Genomic DNA, 15,421 nt, shown 5'->3' on the forward strand with positions numbered 1-15,421 from the left:
GGGAGGAAAAGGAGCCCCCGGGCTTGGCCTGATTGTCGCGCTTGCGAGCGCCGCCTAGCGTCGCGGCATGGGAAGCATCCTTGCGCGGCTTGCGGCGGCCCGGCTGTCCAACACCGGGCTGCTGCTGGGGGCGCTGCTGTTTGCGGCGTCGCTGACCCCCAGCCTGGTTCCGCGCACCTACCTGCTGCAGGGCGTGCTGTCGGGGCTGTCGTTCGCCATCGGCTACGGGCTCGGCGTGCTGGGCGAGCGGGGGTGGCGCTATCTGCAGCTTCCCGGGCCGCCGGCGCGCTGGGCGCGGCCGTTGCGGCGGGTGGTGCAGGCGTTGGCGGCGGGCAGCGCGCTGGTCTTCCTGTGGCTGGCGGCGGGCTGGCAGGACTCGGTCCGCGCGGCGCTGGAGATGGGGCCGGCCGACGGGTCCAATCCGATCCTGGTCGGGCTGATCGCCATCCTCGCCTTCGTAGTGCTGCTGGCCTTGGCGCGGCTGGTGGAATGGGTGGCGCGCCGGGCCTCAGCGCGATTGCGCCGGCGGCTGCCGCCGCGGCTGGCCAACCTGCTGGGCGCGGCCTTCGGGCTGCTGCTGTTCTGGGCGGTGCTGGACGGGGTGGTGATCCGGTTTGCGCTGGGGGCGGCCGACAGTTCGCTGCGCGAGCTCGACGCGCTGATGGAACCCGAGGTCGCCCGGCCGCTGGACCCGATGAAGACCGGCGGGCCGAGCTCGCTGGTCGGGTGGAAGGACCTTGGACGGCGCGGCCGCGAGTTCGTGGTCACTGGGCCGAGCGGGGCGCAGATCACCGGCCTGCTGGGGACCCCGGCGATGGAGCCGATCAGGGTCTATGCGGGGCTGAACTCCGCAGACAGCCCGCGCGAGCGGGCCAGGCTGGCCCTGGCGGAGCTGAAGCGGGTCGGCGGCTTCGAGCGCTCGGTGCTGGTGATCATCGTGCCGACCGGCAGCGGCTTCATCGATCCGGCTGCGTCCGACAGCCTGGAGTATCTGCACCGCGGCGACGTCGCCAGCGTGGCGGTGCAGTACTCCTACCTGTTCAGCTGGCTGTCGCTGCTGACCGAGCCGGAGAAGGGGGCCGACACCGCCCAGGCGCTGTTCGACGAGATCTACGGCCACTGGACGACCCTGCCGCGCGAGCATCGTCCGCGGCTCTATCTGCACGGGCTGAGCCTGGGGGCGCAGAACTCGCAGGGCTCGGTCGACCTGCTGCGGGTGGTCGGCGATCCGTTCGACGGGGCGATGTGGAGCGGACCGCCGTTCCAGAGCGCGATGTGGCGGCGGGTCACCGCGGCGCGCGAGCCGGGATCGCCGGTCTGGCTGCCGAGGTTCGGCGACGGCTCGGTGGTGCGCTTCACCAACCAACACAACCAGCTGGACATTCCGGGCGCGCATTGGGGGCCGATGCGGATCGTCTACGTCCAGTACGCCAGCGACCCGATCACCTTCATCGATCCGGCGACCCTGTGGCGGCGTCCGGCCTGGCTGGAGGCGCCGCGCGGGCCGGACGTGTCGCCGTCGCTGCGCTGGATCCCGATCGTCACCGCCTTGCAGCTGGTGGTCGACACGGCGGTGGCCGACACCCTGCCGCCGGGCCGCGGGCACAAGTTCTCGGCCGCCAACTATATCGACGCCTGGACGGCAGTGACGGAGCCGCCGAACTGGTCGGCGCAGGACGACGCGCGGCTGCGCGCGGCGATGGCCGATCGGTGAGGGTTTGCGCGGCTGACTGAGGGGGATTGCGGAGTCTGCGGGCCCCCTCCGTCTCGATGCTGCGCATCGATCCACCTCCCCCAAAAGGGGAGGATCTTCGCTCACTGCGTCTTTCCCTTGCATCGGCAGCTCTTTGAGGGCACGCCGCGCCGGTGAACGAAGACCGCGACATTGGCCTGCCCGCCCGCCGGGCCGCCATCGACATCCTTTCCGCCGCCCTGGCCCGCCGCGCCGGGCTCGACGAAGCCCTCGCCCGCCCCGGGTTCAAGGCGCTGGCCCCGCGCGACCGCGGCTTCGCCATGGCGCTGGCCATGGCCACCCTGCGCAGCCTGGGGACCATCGAGAAGGCGCTGGACGCCCGCCTGGCCAAGCCGCCGCCCGAGGCGGTGCGCAACATCCTGCGGATCGGCGTCACCCAGGCCTTCCTGATGGACGTGCCGGCCTTCGCGGCGGTGACCACCAGCGTCGACCTGGCGGCCAGCCATTCCTCGACCCGGGCCTTCAAGGGCCTGGTCAACGGCGTGCTGCGCGGGATGCTGCGCGAGCCGCCGGAGCTCGCCGACCCCGAGACCCTCTGCCCGCCCTGGCTGTTCGCGCGCTGGAGCGCGGCGTTCGGGGTTGAAGCGGCGCGGGCGATGGCCGCGCTGATCGCCGACGAACCGGCCACCGACCTGTCGCTGAAATCCGCCGCCGAGGCCGAGCGTCTGGCCGCGGAACTCGAAGCCCAAGTGCTGGAAGGCCCGACCCTGCGCACCGCCCGCAAGGGCGATGTCGCCGCCTGGCCGGCCTATGACGAAGGCGCCTGGTGGGTGCAGGACGTCAGCGCCGCCATCCCCGCGCGCCTGCTGGACCTGCAGGCCGGCGAGAGCGCGCTCGATCTTTGCGCCGCGCCGGGCGGCAAGACCCTGCAGCTCGCGGCGGCCGGCGCGCAGGTGGTCGCGGTCGACCGCTCGGCCGCCCGCCTGACGCGGGTGAAGGAGAACCTCGAGCGGATGGCCCTGAGCGCCGAGGTCGTGGCCGCCGACGCCGGCGACTGGGCCGATGCGCGGCAGTTCGACGCCGTGCTGCTGGACGCGCCGTGCAGCGCCACCGGCACCTATCGCCGCCATCCCGACGTGCTGTGGGCCGCGCGTCCCGGCGACGTCGCGGCGCTGGCCGGGGTGCAGAGCCGGCTGCTGGACAGCGCCGCCGGACGGGTCAAGCCGGGCGGCAGGCTGGTCTACTGCGTCTGCTCGCTGGAGCCGGAGGAGGGCGAGGCCCAGATCGCCGGCTTCCTGGCCCGCCATCCGAACTTCGAGCTGGTCGCGGCGGCGCCGGGCGAAGCCGGGGCGCCGGAGGCGAGCCTGCTGGCCGACGGAACCCTTCGGCTGCTGCCGCACCACCGTGAAGGCGGGCAGGACGGGTTCTATGCTGCGCGGCTTCGCCGAACGTCCTAGAGCTGTGAGCGGGTTGCGGGCGGAAAACCGTATCGCACTTTTCCTCAAGCCGCTCTGAGGCGGGCGTCTTAATCTTGTCGCGAACTCAACCCTTGGCTAATCGAAGCACATGACCAGCGCCCCGATCATCGCCCCGTCCATCCTGGCGTCCGACTTCGCCAAGCTCGGCGAAGAAGTCTCGGCCATCGAAGCCGCCGGCGCCGACTGGGTGCATGTGGACGTGATGGACGGCCACTTCGTGCCCAACATCACGCTCGGCCCGGACATCGTGAAGGCGCTGCGGCCGCACGCGAAGATCCCGTTCGACGTGCACCTGATGATCGCGCCGGCCGATCCCTATCTCGAGGCGTTCCGCGAGGCCGGGGCCGACTATATCAGCGTGCATCCGGAGTCCGGCCCGCACCTCAACCGCACCCTGAAGCGGATCCGCGAGCTGGGGGCCAAGGCCGGGGTGGTGTTCAATCCCTCGACCGACCCGAGCGTCATCCAGTGGATGATGGACGAGATCGACCTGATCCTGGTGATGTCGATCAATCCGGGCTTCGGCGGCCAGAAGTTCATGCACTCGCAGCTGCGCAAGATCGAAGCCCTGCGCAAGATGATCGACGCCAGCGGCAAGCACATCGAGCTGGAAGTCGACGGCGGGGTGACGCCGGAGACCGCGCCGCTCTGCGTCTCGGCCGGCGCCACGGCGCTGGTCGCGGGCACCGCCGTGTTCAAGGGCGGCCCGGCCAAGTACGCCGAGAACATCCGCGCCCTGAAGGGCGGCTGACCGCGTGGCCGGCGGCCCTCCGGCGAACCTCCTGAAACCGGCCGGCCTCTGGGGCCTGGCCATCGCCCATGGCGTGGTGCGCCAGGGACGGGCCGAGTGGGCCGGCTCGCCGATGCATCGCGGGCTGCTGGCGCGGCCGCGGCCGGAAGGCCTGACCATCTCGCCGAAGGACCTGCGGCCGGCCGCCCCTGAGGCCGGGCGCAAGATCCTGGCCGGCGGCCACTATGTGTTCTCGGGCGTGGTGATGGAGGTCGGCGGCGGCGGCGACCCCTGGGACCGGCCGAGTCCCAGCCACGGCTTCGCGGTCGGCCTGCACGGCTTCGACTGGATGCGCGACCTGCTGGCCCTGGGCGAGCCGGGAGTCGCCGAGGCCCTGCGGCTGACGCTCGACTGGCGCGGCCTGTTCGGGCGCTGGAACGCCTTCGCCTGGCGGGCGGACGTGCTGGAGCGGCGGGTTTTCAACCTCGCCTGCGCCGCCAAGATCATCTGCGACAAGGCTTCGGACATGGAGTCCGCCGCCATCGCGCTGGACCTGGCCCGGCAGGCGCGGCACCTGGCCTCGCTGTCCGACGGTCCGGTGCGCGAGGCCGAGCGCGCCTGCGCCGCCGCCCTGGCCGGGACGGTGCTGGCCGGCGAGGCGGGCGAGAAGCTGATGGCCCAGGGACTGGCGAGGCTGGCCAAGGCGCTGCCGGTCAGCGTGCAGCCGGACGGCGGCCACGCCAGCCGCTGCCCGCGCGCGGCGCTGGAGCTCCTGTTCGACCTGCGCATCCTGGACGAGGCGCTGCACCAGCGCGGCCGCCCGGCCCCCGAGGAGATGTCTCGCGCCATCGACCGGCTGGCCGGGGCGGTGCGGTTCTTCACCCTGGCCGACGGCGCCCTGCCCGAGTTGCAAGGCGGCGAGGCCGGAACCAAGGCCTATGTCGCCGCGGCGCGAGCGGCGGACGCGGCGGCGGGCGGCCGCGTGCCGGCCTCCCGCAACGGCTACCACCGGCTGCAAGGCGCCAGCCTGCAGATCTTCGCCGACGCCGCGCCGCCGGCGCCGGGCGCCTGGAGCGTCACCGCCTGCGCCCAGCCGCTGGCCATGGAGGTGCTGGCCGAGGGCCGCCGGCTGATCGCCGCCAGCGCCTGGTCGCCGGAGGCTGCCGGCCCGCCGGCCCTACGGCTGGTCGACGCCTCCTCGACCCTGTCGATCGCCGACGAGCCATGCGGCGAGCCGTTGCGCGGCTTTCCCGCCGAGGCCCTGGGGCCGCGGCTGATCGGGGCCTACGAGACCGTCGAGGCGCGTCGCTACGAAACCGAGCAGGCGCTTTGGCTGGAGCTGGCCCACGACGGCTGGGCGCGGCGGTTCGGCCTGCGCCACGAGCGGCGGCTCTATCTCGACCTCGGGGCCGACGAGCTGCGCGGCGAGGACGTGCTGGTCCCGCTGCGCGAGGGCGACCAGGGCGAGGCCGGCCGCCGCTTCATCCCGTTCAAGATCACCTTCCACGTCCACCCGGACGTCAGCGCCAGCCTGGCGCGGGACGGCAAGAGCGTGCTGCTGCGGACCAGCGAGGACGATCACGGCTGGTGGCTGCGCAACGACGCCCACTCGGCCGACATCGAGACCTCGGTCTATTTCCAGGAGGGCAAGCCGCGCCGCGCCCAGCAGATCGTGCTGCGCGGCCAGGCGCGGGCGGAATCCGGGGCCAAGGTCCGCTGGAAATTCGCCAGCGCCGCGCCGGCCAAGCCGGCCGTCGCCGTGGCGGCTGCGGCGAAGGACGACGCCGGGGCGCATTGACGCTGGGGCTGTGCGGGCCTAAAGCCCCGGCCATTCCGCGTGACTGGCGAAACAAGGTGGGCGACCACCGGGGAGCGCGGATTTTATAGACGCCGCTCGCCTGGGCAATTTCCTTTTGAACCGCTCAAGGAGACTGCCATGCCCGCCGCCCCGAATTTCCCCCCCGCTCCCGACCGCGTCGTTCCCAAGCGGGCGCTGATCTCGGTCTCCGACAAGACCGGCCTGGTCGAGGCCGCCAAGATCCTGGCCGCGGCCGGCGTGGAGCTGGTCTCGACCGGCGGCACCCGCGCGGCGATCGCCGACGCCGGCTTGGCCGTGAAGGACGTCTCGGAGCTGACCGGCTTCCCGGAGATGATGGACGGGCGGGTGAAGACCCTGCACCCGATCGTGCACGGCGGCCTGCTGGGCGTGCGCGACGCGCCCGAGCACGCCAAGGCGATGGCCGACCACGGCATCGGCGCCATCGATATCGTCTATGTGAACCTCTATCCGTTCGAGGCCACGGTCGCGAAGGGCGGCAGCTTCGAGGATTGCGTCGAGAACATCGACATCGGCGGCCCGGCCATGGTCCGCTCGGCGGCCAAGAACCACGGCTATGTGGCGATCTGCACCGAGATCGCCGACCTGGAAGACGTGCTGGCCGAGCTGAAGGACGCCGGCTCGACCTCGCTGGCGCTGCGCAAGAGCCTGGCCGCCCGCGCCTATGCGCGCACCGCGGCCTATGACGCGGCGATCTCGGCCTGGTTCGCCAAGGAACTGGGCGAGGAAGCCCCGCGCCGCCGGGCCTATGCCGGCGAGCTGGTGCAGACCATGCGCTATGGCGAGAACCCGCACCAGAAAGCCTCGTTCTACCGCTTCCCCAATCCGCGGATCGGCGTCGCCACCGCCAAGCAGCTCCAGGGCAAGGAGCTGAGCTACAACAACATCAACGACACCGACGCGGCCTATGAGTTGATCGCCGAGTTCGACCCCGCCAAGGCTCCGGCCTGCGCGATCATCAAGCACGCCAACCCGTGCGGCGTGGCCACCGGCGGCAGCCTGGCCGAAGCCTACGAGCGCGCCCTGGCCTGCGACCCGACCAGCGCGTTCGGCGGCATCGTCGCCCTCAACACCAAGCTGGACGCGGCCACCGCGGCCAAGGTGCTGGAGATCTTCACCGAGGTGGTGATCGCCCCCGACGCCGACGAGGACGCCGTCGCGCTGTTCCGCAAGAAGAAGAACGTCCGGCTGCTGACGACCGGCGGTCTGCCCGACCCGCATGAGGCCGGCGACACCTTCCGCTCGGTTGCCGGCGGCTTCCTGGTGCAGAGCCGCGACACGGCGCACCTGACCGCCGCGGACCTGAAGGTGGTGACCAAGCGCGCGCCGACCGACGAGGAAGTGCGCGACATGCTGTTCGCCTTCACCATCGCCAAGCACGTGAAGTCCAACGCCATCGTCTACGCCCGCAACGGCCAGACCCTGGGCGTCGGCGCCGGTCAGATGAACCGCAAGGACTCGGCCCGCATCGCCGCCCTCCGCGCCGCCGACTTCGGGCTCGACCTGAAAGGGTCTGCTTGTGCGTCCGAAGCCTTCTTCCCGTTCCCGGACGGCCTGCTGCAGGCCGCTGACGCCGGCTGCACCGCGGTGATCCAGCCGGGCGGCTCGATCGGCGACGACAAGGTGATCGAAGCCGCTGACGAGCGCGGCCTGGCCATGGTGTTCACCGGCGTGCGGGTGTTCAGGCACTAGGACTGCAGCTCAGCAAGCCCTCTCCCCGAGGGGGCGAGGGAGTTGTGGGTGCGGAGGTAGATGCTCCCCCAAGGGGGAAGCTGTCGGCCGAAGGGCCGACTGAGGGGGTTGCTGAGTCAGCAGACCCCCTCCGTCTCGCCGCGATGCGGCGAGCCACCTCCCCCAGAGGGGGAGGATTTGCGGCCGCCCTTACTTCCCGTCCACCGTCGACAGGGCGCGCAGGGCGGCGCTGGCGATGGTGAGCTTGGCGAAGCTCCACTGGCCGCCGGCGGACTCGATCTCCTCGATCGCCTTGCGGGCAGCGGAGACGGCGTCGTGGCGCAGCGCCGCCCAGGACATGATCCCGGCATGGGCGGCGGCGTCGCTCTCACCGGCCTGGGCGTTGCCGCAGAAGGCCATCACCTCGCGGGTGACCGCCGCCTGCTCGGCCAGCAGGTCCTCGACCAGGCGGCGGACCGCCATGCGCTCGAAGGTGTCGCCGGCCGTGAAGCCGCCGGCCGCGGCGCGCAGCCGGTCGAAGGCGAAGACCTCGCCCACCTGCCGATAGACATGCGCGGCGTCGGACAGGGTCCAGCTCGAGGCCTCGGCCAGGTCGACCAGGTCCACGGCCACGGTCAGCGGCTGCAGGTTGGCGACCTGCAGGGCCAGGCCATGCGGCGCGCCGGCGTCGGTCAGCCTGGTCAGCTGGACGTCCAGGCGTTCGCGCTCGACCGGCGAGAGGATGTCGGGGATCAGCTTCTTCAGGGTGGCGACGCCAGGGCCGTATTGGCGGATCAGGGCGCTGACGCTGTGGCCGTTGCGGGCCGCGCGGCGGGCCAGCCAGAAGGTCTCGCCCCGCAGGGTGTAGGCCAGGCGCCGATAGAGGGCCATCTGGCCCGCAGCCGGAATCTTGCCGTCGAGCGCGCTCACCTGGTCCCACAGGGCCGGCAGGCCCAGCACCGCCTTGGCGGCTTCGTAGCCGGTGACGAAGGCGCTCACGTCGCAGGACGCAGCCGCCCGCAGCCGGGTCGGGAACGAGGGCCCGCAGCGGTTGATGGCGTCGTTGGCGACCACGGTGGCGATGATCTCGCGGCGCAGGCGGTGACGGCGCAGGGCGTCGTCGTACTTGCGCACCCCTTTGGGGAAGTAGCCTTCCAGCAAACCCTCGAAATGGGGGTCGTCGGCCACCGTGCTGTGGGCCATGTCGCCCTTCAGCTCCAGCTTGCCATAGGCCAGCAGCACCGCTTCCTCGGGCCGCGTCAGGCCCTTTCCGGCCTGGCGGCGCTCGGCCATCACACTGGCGTCAGGCAGGCCCTCGACCGCGCGATCGAGCTGACCGCGGGCCTCCAGGTGGGCCATGTAGCGCGCGTGGGGCTCGAGCTCTCCGGCCGCGTCCAGGTCCATCAGCGACAGCGCCAGGGTCTGGTCGTAGTTGTGATCGAGCACGTGGGCGGCGACGTCGTCGGTCATCGACTTCAGCAGCTTGTCGCGCTTCTTGCGGTCCAGGACCCCGGTGCGCTCCAGCGTCCCGGTGAGGATCTTGATGTTGACCTCGTGGTCGGAGGAATCGACCCCGGCGGAGTTGTCGATGGCGTCGGTGTTGATCCGGCCGCCGCGCAGGGCGAACTCGATACGCCCGGCCTGGGTGAGGCCAAGGTTCGCGCCCTCGCCCACCACCTTGACCCGTAGGTCGCCGGCGTTGACGCGGACGGAGTCGTTGGCCTTGTCGCCGACCTCGGCGTTGTTCTCGCGCTGGCCCTTCACATAGGTGCCGATGCCGCCGAGGTAGAGCAGCTCGGCCGGGGCCTTGAGGATGGCGTTCATCAGCTCGGCCGGCGGCAGGCTGTCGGCGCTGACGCCGAGCATGGCCTTGACCTCGCGCGACAGCGGGATCGACTTCAGGCTGCGGGCGAAGACGCCGCCGCCCTTGGAGATCGACTTGCGGTCATAGTCGTCCCAGGACGAGCGCGGCAGTTCGAACATCCGCTGTCGCTCGGCGAACGACTTGGCGACGTCCGGATTGGGGTCGAGGAAGATGTGCCGGTGGTCGAAGGCCGCTTGCAGCCGGATCTGGGTGGACAGCAGCATGCCGTTGCCGAACACGTCGCCGGACATGTCGCCGACCCCGACCACGGTGAAGGGCTCGGACTGGATGTCCTTGCCCAGCTCGCGGAAGTGGCGCTTGACCGCTTCCCAGGCCCCGCGGGCGGTGATCGCCATCTCCTTGTGGTCGTAGCCCGCCGAGCCGCCGGACGCGAAGGCGTCGCCCAGCCAGAAGCCGTAGGACTCGGCCACGCCGTTGGCGATGTCGGAGAAGGTCGCCGTGCCCTTGTCGGCGGCGACGACCAGGTAGGGATCATCGCCGTCATGGGCGACGACGCCGGCCGGCCGCTCCACCTTGCCCTCGGGATCGAGGTTGTCGGTGATGTCGAGCAGGCCTTGCAGGAAGGTCTTGTAGGCGCGGACCGCCTCGGCGCGGATCATGTCTGGCGCGCCGCCCTTGGCCAGCTGCTTGGGATAGAAACCGCCCTTGGAGCCGACCGGCACGATCACCGCGTTCTTGGTCTGCTGGGCCTTCACCAGGCCGAGCACTTCGGTGCGGAAGTCGTCGCGGCGGTCGGACCAGCGCAGCCCGCCGCGGGCGACCGGGCCGAAGCGCAGGTGGACGCCCTCGATGTGCGTCGCCCAGACAAAGATCTCGCGGTAGGGCTTGGGCAGCGGCAGGTCGGCCAGCTCGCCGGAGGCCACCTTGAAGCTGATGTAGGGCTTGGGCTGACCGTCCTCGCCGAGCTGGTAGTAGTTGGTGCGCTTGATGGCCCCGACCAGCAGCGCCAGGCGGCGCAGCACGCGGTCGTCGTCGAGGCTTTCCACCTGCTGCAGGGCCTGGACGATCTCGTCCATCACCTGGACCGCCTGGGCGGTGCGCTCGGAGAGGCCGGCTGTGATGGCCGGGTCGAACTTGGTGCGGAACAGGTCGAGGATCAGCCGCGCCACGCCCGGATGGTTGGAGAGCGCGTTCTCCTGCACCCGCTGGCTGGGGTCGAGGCCCGACTGCTGGCGATAGCGCGCCAGGGCGCGGATCAGCGCCGCCTCGCGCCAGGAGATCGACAGCTCCAGCACCATGCGGTTGAAGCCGTCGCTCTCGGTGGTCCCGGTCCAGATGGCGGTGAAGGCGTCTTCGAACGCCTGCTTCACGTCCTCGAACACCAGGTGCTCGCCGTGCTGGTCGTCGAGCTCGAACTCGTGGACGTACACCCGCCGGCCGCCGGCCGGCATGATCGGATAGCCGGTCTCGACCATGGCCTTGAGGCCCATGTTCTCGAGGATCGGCAGGACGTCCGCCAGGGGCGCGGGCGAGATCGGGCGGTAGAGCTTGAAGCGGAGCTGGGTCTTGGAGTCGGCGGCGCGGCGGAAGGCGCGAACGCGGACAGGCTCGCGCTCGCCCATGCTCTCGATCACGGCGATGTCGGCCAGGGCTTCGGCGGCGTCGTAGCGCTCGCGATAGCCGGCGGTGAACGCCTCGGCGTAGCGGCCGACCATGTCGGCCACCTGCGGCGTGGCGCGGCCCGAGGCGCGCACCGCGGTCGCGAAGCGATCCTCCCAGGTGCGGGCGGCGGCGGCGATCTGCGCCTCCACCGACTTCAGGTTGGGTTCGAGGTGGTCGCCGGGCCGGAAGGAAATGATGAAGTGGACCCGCGCCAGGGGGCTGTCGGGGAAGGCCGGCTGGTAGGCCGAGACGCGGCCGCCATAGGCTTCCGCCAGGATCTCGCCGGCCCGCTGGCGCAGGTCGGAGTCGTAGCGCTCGCGCGGCACGAACAGCAGCACCGAGGCGAAGCGGTCGAAGGGATCACGGCGCTCGAACAGCCGCACGCGCGGCCGGTCGTAGAGGTGCAGGATGCCCAGGGCGTTGGCCAGCAGATCGTCTTCCGAGGCCTGGAACAGCTCGTCGCGCGGATAGGTTTCGAGGATGTTGTGCAGGCGCTTTTCGTTGTGGCTGCCTGGAATCTTGCCGGCGCGCGACAGCACTCGGGCGGCCTTGGCGCGGACCAGCGGCACCATGTGGGTGGGCTCGTCATAGGCCTCGGCGGTGAACAGGCCGACGAAGCGGATCTCGCCGGACGGCTTGCCGTCGGCGCCGTAACGCTTGACCCCGACATAATCCATGTAGGCGCGGCGATGGACGCGGGAGCGCAGGTTGGACTTGGCGACGGTGACCGGGCCGCCGGTCAGGCTGGCCTGGACCTGGGCCGTCAGGAGAGCCGGTTCGGACGAGCGGCGCAGTACGGTGCGGGTCGGATCGCGCAGCACGCCGAGACCGTCATGCGGCTGGAACAGCGGCTCTTCCTTGGCGTAGCCGCCGTCCTTGAGGCGCGGGTACTCGTAGACCCGGGCGCCGAGATAGACGAAGTGCTCGTCGCGCAGCCAGCGAAGGAACTCGAGCTCCTCATCGCGGCCGGGTGCGGTCGGCATGGCTTCCAGTTCTGCGATGGTGCGGGCCATCAGGTCGAGCATGGCGGGGAAGTCCTCGACCGCCACGCGGACGTCGGCCAAGGCGGCCTCGATCCCGGCGACCAGGGTCGCTTCGCGGTCGGCGCCGACCCGTTCCAGGATCACCTGGATCATCGACTCGCGGCGGCCTTCGCCGACACCGAGCCGGGCGCCCTTGCGGTCGCGGGCGACCTCGACGACGGGGTGGAACATGGCGCGCACCGACAGGCCCTGGTCGGCGATCTCGCCCATCACGCTGTCGACCAGGAACGGGGCGTCGTCCTGCAGGATCTCGAGACGCTCAAGACCCGGCGCGCCGTCGATGGCGGCCAGGCGGATCACCGGGGCGGCGCTCCTGCGGGCGGCGGCGAAGCTCCAGAAGTCGGCCAGCACGGCGGCCAGGACCTTGGTCGGAACCTCGGGCAATTCGTCGGGAGCCGCATCCTCGGCGGCCTGGGCGATGAAGGCGGCCGCGGAGGGGCCGTCGCCGGCCAGCTCGGTGAAGGCCGCGACCAGGCCGCGCTGGGCGGTGGTCAGCTTGGGTCGCTTGCTCATTGGAAGACCCCCGATGCGAGGGCGCCGCCGGAGGAGAGAGTCCGGCGGCGCGTGGCTCCGCCCTGGGGGGAAAGGCGGAGCGCTTGGGGCTCGCAGCGGCGGGGGCTGACGCCTGAGCCGCCTAGAATTCGGGACTGGCCCGAACGGACCTTAGATAGGGAGGAAGCGAACAAGTTGAAGGCCTTAATTTTCAGCTTTTAGGTTCACGCTTGCGTGACGGTCGGGAACGTCTGTCCGGCACAGGCAGTTCGTCGGGCGAGCCCGAGGGTGACTTGTGGCGGAGCTTCTCGGGCTGGCCGTCGGCCGATAGCAGCACCGCCAACCAGCGGCTGCCGTTGAACTGGGCCAGGATGACCATGGCCATGACGGTCAGCGGCGTGGACAGGAACATCCCGGCCATGCCCCAGATCACGCCCCAGAAGGCCAGGCTGAGCAGCACCACCACCGGGTCCATGTTCAGGCTGTCGCCCTGCATGCGCGGCAGCACGATGTTGCCGACCACGAACTGGATCGCCTGAAGGACGCCCAGCAGGATCAGGGCCGGCCAGAAGCTGTCGTACTGCAGCAGGGCGAAGATCGGGGGCGCCAGGATGCCGACCGCCCCGCCGATCACCGGGATGTAGGAGGCGATGAAGATCAGGAAGGCCCAGAAGATCGCGTTGTCGAGCCCGATCACCGCCATGGCGATCCAGGAGGAGACGGCGATGATCAGGCCGGTGACGGTCTGGACCCACAGGTAGCGCTCCACCCCGTCGCGGATGCGGAGGAAGGCCGCCATCGCTTCCTGCCGCTCGGCCTGGTGCGGGAAGAGCCCGACCACCTTGCGCTGGAAGCCCCTCCGGGAGGCGATGATGAAGCCCAGATATATCAGGATGAAGAAGGCGTCGGAGGCGAAGCCCTGCAGGCCCTTGGCGACGTCGGCCAGATAGGCGCCCGGGTTGAGCTGGGCGAACAGCTCGCTGATGGTCGGCGGCACCGCCAGCCCGAGCAGGCCCGCGACCTGGGCGATCAGGTTGTTCAGCCGCGGCGTGTAGGTGACCAGCTGGCCGACGAAGTCGGTGGCGTTGTCGGCGATGACCAGGCCCGACACCCCGAACAGCAGCACCATGAGCACGATGGCGGTGGGCAGGGCGGCCTTGGCGCTGATCCAGGGCAGTCGTGCGCGCAGCACCCTCGCGAAGCCATCGACCATCACCGCCAGGAACATCGCCAGGGCCAGCGGCGTAAGGATCCCGCGCAGCCAATACAGGGCCGCGCCCGTGGCGATCGTCGCCAGGATGACGAGCGAAGCGCGGACCGTGGCGGACTCTGAAGCTTGGACAGGCATGGTTCTTCTTGCGGTGGTGGTTCCCTGGGCGACTGTCGGTGTCAGGGCCTGCCGCGTCAATTTTGACCATCCCTACCCCTGTTTGCCAGGCATGGGGAGTGTCTATGCCGTCAAGACGCAGTCCTGCGGTCGATCCTCACCTCTTCCGCAGAAAATTCGGCAATCGTGTTTCGTGGTCGGCGTTTCAGCGGGAGGCGGGACCCCGAAAGACACGACGGCCAACCGATGGCCGAAACCGGGATGACACGAAGTGCAAAGCCTATCGCGCTGGCGGCGGCGGGCGGCTAGCTTCGCCGAACGTGAAGTTGCGGAGTTAGACATGTCCGACGGCGTCCTGATCGGGTTCTCCGATCATCTGGAACACCTGCTGCTCAATCGTGCCAACCGGCACGGCCTGGTGGCGGGGGCGACCGGGACCGGCAAGACCGTGACGCTGCAGGTGCTGGCCCAGGGTCTCTCGGACGCCGGGGTGCCGGTCTTCGCCGCCGACGTGAAGGGCGACCTCTGCGGGGTGTCCGAGCCGGGCGGGCCCAATCCGAAGTTCGAGGAGCGGGCCAAGCTGATGGGGCTGACGCTCAACCCGCAGGCCGCGCCGACCGTGTTCTGGGACCTGTTCGGCGAGCAGGGCCATCCGATCCGGGCGACGGTCTCGGAGATGGGCCCGCTGCTGATCTCGCGGATGCTGGACCTCAACGACGTGCAGGAGGGCGTGCTGACGGTGGTGTTCCGGGCCGCCGACGACGAGGGCCTGCTGCTGCTCGACCTGAAGGACCTGCAGGCGGCGCTGAGCTTCGCCGCCGAGCACGCCAAGGAGCTGGGCGCCAAGTACGGCAACGTCTCGCCGGCGACTGTGGCGACCATCCAGCGCAAGCTGCTGGTGCTGGAGGACCAGGGCGGCGGCGGTTTCTTTGGCGAACCGGCGCTGCAGCTCTCCGACATCATGCGCACCGACGGCTCGGGCCGCGGCTATGTGAACATCCTGGCGGCCGACAAGCTGATCGCCAGCCCGCGGCTCTATGCGACCTTCCTGCTGTGGCTGATGAGCGAGCTGTTCGAGGAACTGCCGGAGGTCGGCGACCCGGAGAAGCCGCGCCTGGCCTTCTTCTTCGACGAGGCGCACCTGCTGTTCCGCGACGCGCCCAAGCCGCTGCTGGAGAAGGTCGAGCAGGTGGTGCGGCTGATCCGCTCCAAGGGGGTCGGGGTCTTTTTCGTCACCCAGAACCCGGCCGACATTCCCGAGACGGTGCTGGGCCAGCTGGGCAACCGCATCCAGCACGCCCTGCGCGCCTACACGCCGACTGAACAGAAGGGGCTGAAGGCGGCCTCCAACTCGTTCCGCGCCAATCCGGCCTTTGACACCGCCGAGGCGATCCAGGGCCTGGGCGTGGGCGAGGCCCTGGTCAGCGTGCTCGACGAGAAGGGCGCGCCCACGGTGGTGCAGAAGACCCTGATCCGGCCGCCGGTCTCGCGGCTGGGGCCGATCACCCCGGCCGAGCGGGCGGCGCTGATGGCCGCCAGCCCGGTGCGCGGGCTCTATGACACGACCAAGGACCGCGAAAGCGCCTTCGAGGTGCTGAAGTCGCGGGCCGAGTCCGCCGCCGCCGCCGCCCAGGCGCCGCCGGCCCAGAGCTCGCCCTGGGGC

Annotated in this window: 8 protein-coding genes and 1 riboswitch; of the genes, 6 read left to right on the forward strand and 2 right to left on the reverse strand. The window is 70.7% G+C overall.

Features of this window, described 5'->3' with window-relative positions; genetic code table 11:
* Positions 1–67: 67 nt before the first annotated feature.
* From AC1DQJ_RS16465 to purH, 5 genes are all read left to right on the forward strand, one after another.
* Positions 68–1,714, forward strand: a complete 1,647-nt coding sequence (locus AC1DQJ_RS16465) for an alpha/beta hydrolase (RefSeq protein WP_477605209.1) — start codon at positions 68–70, stop codon at positions 1,712–1,714.
* Positions 1,715–1,866: 152 nt separating this feature from the next.
* Positions 1,867–3,150, forward strand: a complete 1,284-nt coding sequence (locus tag AC1DQJ_RS16470; protein WP_477605211.1) for an RsmB/NOP family class I SAM-dependent RNA methyltransferase — start codon at positions 1,867–1,869, stop codon at positions 3,148–3,150.
* Positions 3,151–3,259: 109 nt separating this feature from the next.
* The gene (gene rpe / locus AC1DQJ_RS16475; protein ID WP_477605213.1) at positions 3,260–3,922 is read left to right on the forward strand and encodes a ribulose-phosphate 3-epimerase; all 663 of its coding nucleotides are present in this window, start codon (positions 3,260–3,262) and stop codon (positions 3,920–3,922) included.
* A gap of 4 nt (positions 3,923–3,926) precedes the next feature.
* Positions 3,927–5,699 carry a heparinase II/III family protein gene (locus AC1DQJ_RS16480; protein ID WP_477605215.1) on the forward strand — a complete coding sequence of 591 codons (1,773 nt, stop codon included), beginning with the start codon at positions 3,927–3,929 and terminating at the stop codon, positions 5,697–5,699.
* Positions 5,700–5,728: 29 nt separating this feature from the next.
* A riboswitch (ZMP/ZTP riboswitch) is annotated at positions 5,729–5,812 on the forward strand.
* 25 nt (positions 5,813–5,837) lie between these two features.
* Positions 5,838–7,430 (forward strand): bifunctional phosphoribosylaminoimidazolecarboxamide formyltransferase/IMP cyclohydrolase, encoded by a 1,593-nt coding sequence (gene purH, locus AC1DQJ_RS16485; RefSeq protein WP_477605217.1) that lies wholly within the window; start codon positions 5,838–5,840, stop codon positions 7,428–7,430.
* 189 nt (positions 7,431–7,619) lie between these two features.
* On the opposite strand, the gene AC1DQJ_RS16490 is transcribed toward purH, so the two are convergent.
* Both AC1DQJ_RS16490 and AC1DQJ_RS16495 read right to left on the reverse strand, forming a co-directional pair.
* Positions 7,620–12,452: an NAD-glutamate dehydrogenase gene (locus tag AC1DQJ_RS16490; RefSeq protein ID WP_477605219.1), complete on the reverse strand. Its 4,833-nt coding sequence runs from the start codon at positions 12,450–12,452 to the stop codon at positions 7,620–7,622.
* A 190-nt stretch (positions 12,453–12,642) separates the two neighbouring features.
* On the reverse strand, positions 12,643–13,779 hold the full coding sequence (locus tag AC1DQJ_RS16495; RefSeq protein ID WP_477605221.1) for an AI-2E family transporter: 1,137 nt from the start codon (positions 13,777–13,779) through the stop codon (positions 12,643–12,645).
* Between the two features lie 319 nt (positions 13,780–14,098).
* Here AC1DQJ_RS16495 and AC1DQJ_RS16500 point away from each other — a divergent pair.
* Positions 14,099–15,421, forward strand: a 1,323-nt coding sequence (locus AC1DQJ_RS16500; protein ID WP_477605223.1) for a helicase HerA-like domain-containing protein, incomplete at its 3' end; no start/stop codon positions are given.

It is taken from the genome of Phenylobacterium sp. P4_E10 (genome assembly GCF_056401675.1).